At 75.5% G+C, this 462-nt stretch carries 2 pseudogenes; both read left to right on the top strand.

Going from position 1 to position 462, the window contains the following annotated elements:
- Nucleotides 1-126 (top strand): annotated as a pseudogene (locus WDV06_RS37155) (urease subunit gamma); the annotation flags it as partial.
- A pseudogene (locus tag WDV06_RS37150) lies at nucleotides 123-462 on the top strand (urease subunit alpha); the annotation flags it as partial. The pseudogenes WDV06_RS37155 and WDV06_RS37150, both read left to right, overlap by 4 nt.

Genomic DNA, 462 nt, shown 5'->3' with positions numbered 1-462 from the left:
GGCCTGGTCGACGGCCCGCTCGACGCCCCCGGCGCCAAGGCCGAGGCCCTGGCCCGCGCCGCCGCCTGCGGCTACCTGGGCGCGGCCGCCCCCACCGCAGACGCCCCGCGAGGAGACCAGGCGTGAGCCGTCAGACCCCCCACACCGACCACAGCGCCCACTGCGCCCCCGGCAGCCGGCACATCGACCCGCACGAGTACGCGTCCGTCTTCGGCCCCCGGGCCGGAGACCGGGTCCGGCTCGGCGACTCCGGGCTGACCGTCCGGGTCGAGCACGACGCCCAGAAGCCGGGCGACGAGTTCCTGGCGGGCTTCGGCAAGACCGCCCGCGACGGCCTGCACCTCAAGGGCGCCGCCGTCCGCGCGACCTGCGACGTGGTCATCAGCAACGTCCTGGTCATCGACGCGGTGCTCGGCATCAAGAAGGTCTCCATCGGCATCCGCGAGGGCCGGATCCACGCCA

The sequence above is a fragment of the Streptomyces racemochromogenes genome, assembly GCF_044129415.1.
In the GTDB taxonomy this organism is placed as follows: Bacteria; Actinomycetota; Actinomycetes; order Streptomycetales; family Streptomycetaceae; genus Streptomyces; species Streptomyces racemochromogenes_A.
This window is presented reverse-complemented; position numbering and strand designations above follow the sequence as displayed.